Genomic DNA, 5360 nt, shown 5'->3' with positions numbered 1-5360 from the left:
TCGCCGCCCCCGGTGGACTGGTGAGCGGAGGGGGAGGCCGCGGCGCCGGACGTTCTTCTCTGGCGTGACGCGGCTCGGCCACCGCTGCCGTGCTGACTCCCGGAGTCACCGGCGACGGAGTTCAGGCGCAGCTGATAGCTGCCGGTGCTCGGGTCGAACACCCACTGATCAGCGGGGTCGACATCCCCCGCTTGCCCACGGCCTTGCGCGTTCACGATTGCGTGAGTCCTCCATGTGCCGCCTGACGTCGCCCCGTCGGGGCTGACCGGAGCGGCCACACTATCCGGCAGGTCCGGCGCCGAGCGACGGCGGTGACAAATTCCACGAGCTCAGAAGTGGTCAATTCATCCCAATCCCAGCGTCATCGGCAGCGCACACGTCACGCGCCGCAGTGGTTCCCCGGTAGGTCGGGGAGGGTTTCGCCGGGGATTCGACGGCATCACGGGACGGCTGGTTCCCCGGCCGGGCGCTCGGCCCGCTGGGCCGGCCGGGTTCTGCGGTCCCCGCATCCCGGCCGTCCCCGGAGCCGTTCGCCACCCGGACCGGGCGGTCTTCGCGCAGCTGAGCGAAGAGGCGGTCCGCGTCCGGCTGCACCAACTCGTCACGGTTGGCGTCGAGCGCGTAGGACTGCCGGGGGATGGTGAGGAAACGAACCCGGTCCGTCGGGATGTCCCGTACGCCGCGCACGAGTTCGTACAGCTCGGTGAGGGAATCCAGCCCGGAATCGGCGGTGAGTGCCGAGGTCGCCGAGTCCAGTACGGGATAGAGCTTCGCGGGATTCAGCAGCACCTCGTCGTCGCGCACCTTTTTCACGAGCGAGCCGAGAAACTGCTGCTGTCGTCCGATGCGCTGGGTGTCACTGCCGTTTCCGATGCCGTGCCGGGCGCGTACGTAGCCGAGGGCGTCCTCGCCGTCGAGGGTCTGCCGGCCCGCGGGGAGGTCGAGCCTGGCGTCCCGGTCCCGCACCGCCGCCGGCAGGCAGACCTCGACGCCGCCGACGGTGTCCACCAGCTTCTTGAAGCCGGAGAAGTCGAGGGTGAGGTGGTGGTCGACGCGGGTGCCGGTCAGTTTCTCGACGGTGCGGATGGTGCAGGCGGCACCGCCGTACTGGAAGGCCCAGTTGAACTGTGCGAACCGGGCAGGGGTGCGCCCGCCGTCCCGTGCGGTGCAGCCCGGGATGTCGACCATCAGGTCCCGGGGTATCGAGACACCGGTGGCGCTGCGGCGGTCGGCGGCGACGTGCAGCAGGATCGCGGTGTCCGAGCGCTCGCCGATGTCGTCTCCGTACGCGCCGTTGCCGCCGCCCCTGCTGTCGGAGCCGAGGAGCAGGATGTTCTCCGCCTCGCCAGGGGCCGCGTCGGGGCGCTCGGCCTCGTGCTGCCGGAGCTCCTGGGCGGTGTCCACGTCCGTACGGATGTTGCCGTCGAGGTTCTGATAGAGCGACCAGCCGACACCCGCCCCGGCCAGCAGGGCCACGGAGACCGCCCCCGCGGCCCAGCGCAGCCGGCGACGGCGCGGGTGGCCACTGCCGTTCTTGCCGCTGCTGCTGCCGCTGTCGTCGGTGTCGTGGGTGCTCTCGCCGGAGTCCTTGCCGGCTGTGTCGCCTCCGCCGGCTGTATCGGCTGTATCGGCTGTGCCCTCTGTGCCCGCTCTGTCGTTCTCGGGACCGGAATCGGTCACGTCTGCGTCATCCCCAAGCTCGTGTCGGCGGCGTGTACGAGAGACGTACGGACGTCCGGGCGCCGGTCACGTAGGCAGACATGCGAAGTCCGCCCAGGGTTGTACGCGTCGCTGAGCCGTGCGGCCGGGGAGGGTCAGCGACGGCCGGCGGTATGGGTCACGCGTTCGTCCTCCGCGCGCTTCCCGAGTGCGGCGGCGTCGAGCCGGTCGGTGTTGCGGCAGAGCACCACCGAGGCGTCGGCGGCGAGCGGCGCCAGCAGTCCGTCACTGAGCCCGGCCCAGCTGTCGTACGGCGCCGCCGACAGCAGCCGGGACCCGGTCGTCAGACCGAGTGCCTCGGCATCGGCCCGCGCCCGTTCGGCGGCCTGTTCCCCCGTCAGCTCCTCCGTGCCGGACAGCCGGAGAAAGGGCGCGCCGGGGTCCGCCGGTACGTACGGCGTGAACTGGTCGCCCTGTCCGGGCACCTCGGCGGCGTAGTCCAGGAAACCCTCGGGCGGCTGCGGGAAGCGGGCGCCGAGGGGGCGCAGGCTGAGGGCGACGCGCTCGCCGCGGCAGGCGCTCGCTGCGGCCAGGGACTCAGGGCCGCTGACGACGACCGAAGCGGCCGCCGGGTCGCCCTGCACGTCGACGACGACACCCGTCGAGGAACAGGCGAGCAGCCAGACCGCCGTCTGCCAGTGCGCGGGCAGCAGCAGGGCGAGGCGGTCGCCGGGTTCGGCGGACAGGTCGTCCTGGAGGAGGTTCGCGGTCTTCGCCACCCAATTGGCGAAGGTGGCGACGGAGAGTTCGACACGTTCGCCGGTGGCGTCGTCGTAGTACGTCACCAGTGGCCGTCCCGGGTCCCTGGCAAGGGCGGAACGCAGCAGGTCGGCAGGGGTGCGTTGGGGAGCGTTCACCCGGCAAGCGTACGCGTGCCGGAGACTGTCGGGCCGTCAGAGGTGTGGCGCGGAGGCAGTTCGCGGACCTTGCCCGAATAGACATGTATGTCTGACTATGTGCAGGATCATGCCATGCGTGCACTCCTTCTCACCTCGATCGGTGTGGCGTGTGCGGGGGCTCTGCTGTTGCCGCTCGCACCCACCGAGTCCGCCGAATCCCCGCTTACCGACAAGCACGCGGCATCCGCTGATGACGCCGTACCCCCCTCTGTCCGTGCCGCCGGCGCTGCCCCCGCGCAGCAAGGCGGACCGGTCCCGGGGCACACCCAGTCGCTGGCGCTCGGTGCTCCCGGGGACGTCACTCGCTCGGGCGATCAGCTCCTCTCCGCCTGGGAGGACGACCCGTCAGGCGGAAGGCGCATCGTCTCCCGCAAGGTGAAGCCGTTCGCACTCGTCGGCGTGGTCTGGGACGACGCCCGCGCCGTGCCGCGGGACCAGCTCCAAGTACAGACGCGGTCGTCCGGCACCGGTCGCTGGTCGGCCTGGCAGTCGCTGAACACCCACGGCGACGACCGGCCGGACCGCGACGCGGTGGAGCGTTCCGACGCGAAAGCCGTCGGCTCCACGGCGCCACTGTGGGTGGGGAACTCCAGCGAGGTGCGGGTACGGGTGCTCCCCGCCTCCGATGCCGACGGCGCCTCGCCGAAGTCATCCGGGTCCGGCGGTCCGCGGCAGCAGCCCAGACAGCCGGAACTGCCGACGGGCGCCCGGCTGGAACTCGTCGACCCGGGCTCGGACGGGCCGGCGGCCGGGCGGCACGGGAAGGGCGGGAACAACCGGCACCACAAGGAGCAGCACGGCAAGCCCGGAGCCGAACGTGCGGACGGGCACGCCAAGCGCCCGGGCGGCGTGCTGCCCGCCCTCAGCCGGGCGGAGACCAAGGCCCGGTACGGCAAGTCCGCCGCCAAGGCGGCCAAGGCGGCGGCCGCCAAGGCGGCCGAGGCCGGCCGGTCGGACCACGCCGGGCAGTCCGGCCGGACCGGCAAGGACCGGAGGGCGAACACCTCCATCGGCCCGCGTCCGGAAATCGTCACCCGGAAGGGCTGGGGAGCGGACGAGAGCCTCAGGGAACAGGCGTTCCGCTACACCCAGTCCGTGAAGGCGGTGTTCGTCCACCACACGGCCGAGACCAACGGCTACAGCTGCGACCAGGTGCCCTCCATCATCCGCGGCATCTACCGCTACCACGTCAAGAGCAGCCGCTGGCGCGACATCGGCTACAACTTCCTCGTCGACAAGTGCGGCAAGGTCTACGAGGGCCGCGCCGGGGGAGTGGCACGGGCGGTGATGGGTGCCCACACCTTCGGCTTCAACGTCGACACCACCAGCATCGCCGTCCTGGGCACGTACTCCGGCACCGCACCGGCCAGGCCGGCCGTCGAAGCGGTCGGCGGGCTGGCCGCCTGGAAGCTGGGCGTCCACGGAGTCGGCGCGACCAGCAAGGTGACGCTGACCTCGGGTGGCGGCACCAAGTACCGGAAGGGCAGCAGGGTCTCCTTCCACGCCATCGCGGCGCACCGCGACGGCTATGCCACCGAATGTCCCGGCGACACGCTCTACAACGAGCTCCCCGCCATCCGCACCGCCGCGGGGCGGCTCCAGGGCCGCTGACCGGCCCCGGGTGCCGGCGTCCCCACATGCCGGCGTCCCCCAGATGCCGATGCACGCGGCCGGCAGACGAAGCCGGGTGGCCGCGTGCCGTATGCCCCGCTGCATACACTGGCCGCCGACCACCCGGCTCAGGCCTCGGCCCGTCCGACAGTCAGTCAGGAAGCGAAGAATCTGGTGACAGAAGCGATCCTCCTGACGTGATCTCCCCTTGACCTGCAAGAGAGCAGTTCAGCGAGCCTGCCGGGGCACAGCGGGGGCACTCGGGCCGTAGATCACTTCGTTGACCACACCGCCCAGGGCGGCGTCCACGGCCTTCCGGGTACGGTCGGCGGCCTCGGGCATCAGGTGCGCGTACACCCGGAGGGTCAGCCCAGGGTCGGAGTGCCCCAGGTAGTCCGCCAACGCCCTGACGTTCTCCCCGGCATCCAGCAGCACCGAGGCGTAGAAGTGCCGCAGCGCGTGCATGCCGTCCTCCCGGGAGGACGCGTACCGGACCCCCTTCTCCGTACGCACGGGTGGCGGTATCACTTCCGCCTCGGCCAGTGCGGGTTTCCATGTGCCCTGGTTGAAGACGGAGCGGCTGTGTTGCCGGTGCTGCGTAGTGGTGAAGAGGAGCCGATGGGCCTCCGGCTTCCCGTCGAGGGTCCGCCAGGGCAACGAGACCTCGTGCGCCGCGTACGCCTTCAGGTGTGCCGAGAGTGCCGCCCCCACCTCGGGAGCGAGGGGCACCTCACGAGTCCGTCCCCCCTTCGGCGGTGCGTAGACGGGGCTGCGGCCGATCTCCTTCACCTGCCGCTCGACCCGGACGGTGCCTTGAAGGAAGTCGATGTCCTCCACGGCCAGACCGAAGATCTCGCCCTGTCGGAGTCCGGCTCCGGCGCCCAGCAGGGCCATGCTGGCGACCCGTCCAGGGAGCGCGTCGATGACGGCGGCCACCCGTTCTGCCGACCAGGGCTGGACCCTTGGTCTCACCTTCCGTGGAGGCTTCACCGACCGGGCACGGCTTGGGTTCTTGCGTATCAGCTCGTCGTCCACGGCGGCATTGAGCACCGAGGACAGGGTTTGCAGGATCGAGCCGATGTAGCCAGGCGAACTCACCGTCCTCTGGAGGCCGTTCAGCCACGCCTGCAC

At 71.1% G+C, this 5360-nt stretch carries 4 protein-coding genes; 1 reads left to right on the top strand and 3 read right to left on the bottom strand.

The annotated features are described in order from the left end of the window. Nucleotides 1-339: 339 nt before the first annotated feature. Together ACRDP3_RS09350 and ACRDP3_RS09345 are read right to left on the bottom strand one after the other, a co-directional pair. Entirely contained in the window at nucleotides 340-1680 is a 1341-nt protein-coding gene (locus tag ACRDP3_RS09350) for an LCP family protein (protein WP_431516396.1), read from the bottom strand. Between the two features lie 134 nt (nucleotides 1681-1814). Next, nucleotides 1815-2576, bottom strand: a complete 762-nt coding sequence (locus ACRDP3_RS09345; protein WP_431516395.1) for a TIGR03089 family protein — start codon at nucleotides 2574-2576, stop codon at nucleotides 1815-1817. A gap of 114 nt (nucleotides 2577-2690) precedes the next feature. Here ACRDP3_RS09345 and ACRDP3_RS09340 point away from each other — a divergent pair, with 114 nt between their 5' ends. After that, the gene (locus ACRDP3_RS09340) at nucleotides 2691-4229 is read left to right on the top strand and encodes a peptidoglycan recognition protein family protein (protein ID WP_431516394.1); all 1539 of its coding nucleotides are present in this window, start codon (nucleotides 2691-2693) and stop codon (nucleotides 4227-4229) included. A gap of 228 nt (nucleotides 4230-4457) precedes the next feature. On the opposite strand, the gene ACRDP3_RS09335 is transcribed toward ACRDP3_RS09340, so the two are convergent. After that, nucleotides 4458-5360, bottom strand: a 903-nt coding sequence (locus ACRDP3_RS09335) for a tyrosine-type recombinase/integrase (RefSeq protein WP_431516393.1), incomplete at its 5' end; no start/stop codon positions are given.

This window comes from Streptomyces sp. (assembly GCF_050698815.1).
Classification (GTDB): Bacteria; Actinomycetota; Actinomycetes; order Streptomycetales; family Streptomycetaceae; genus Streptomyces.
The sequence above is the reverse complement of the archived record's forward strand: the minus strand, read 5'-3'. Positions and strand labels throughout refer to the sequence as shown.

Bases quoted from the DNA above. Each gene is read 5' to 3' on its own strand.
- ACRDP3_RS09340 (WP_431516394.1), top strand. From the start codon at position 2,691: ATGCGTGCACTCCTTCTCACCTCGATCGGTGTGGCGTGTGCGGGGGCT.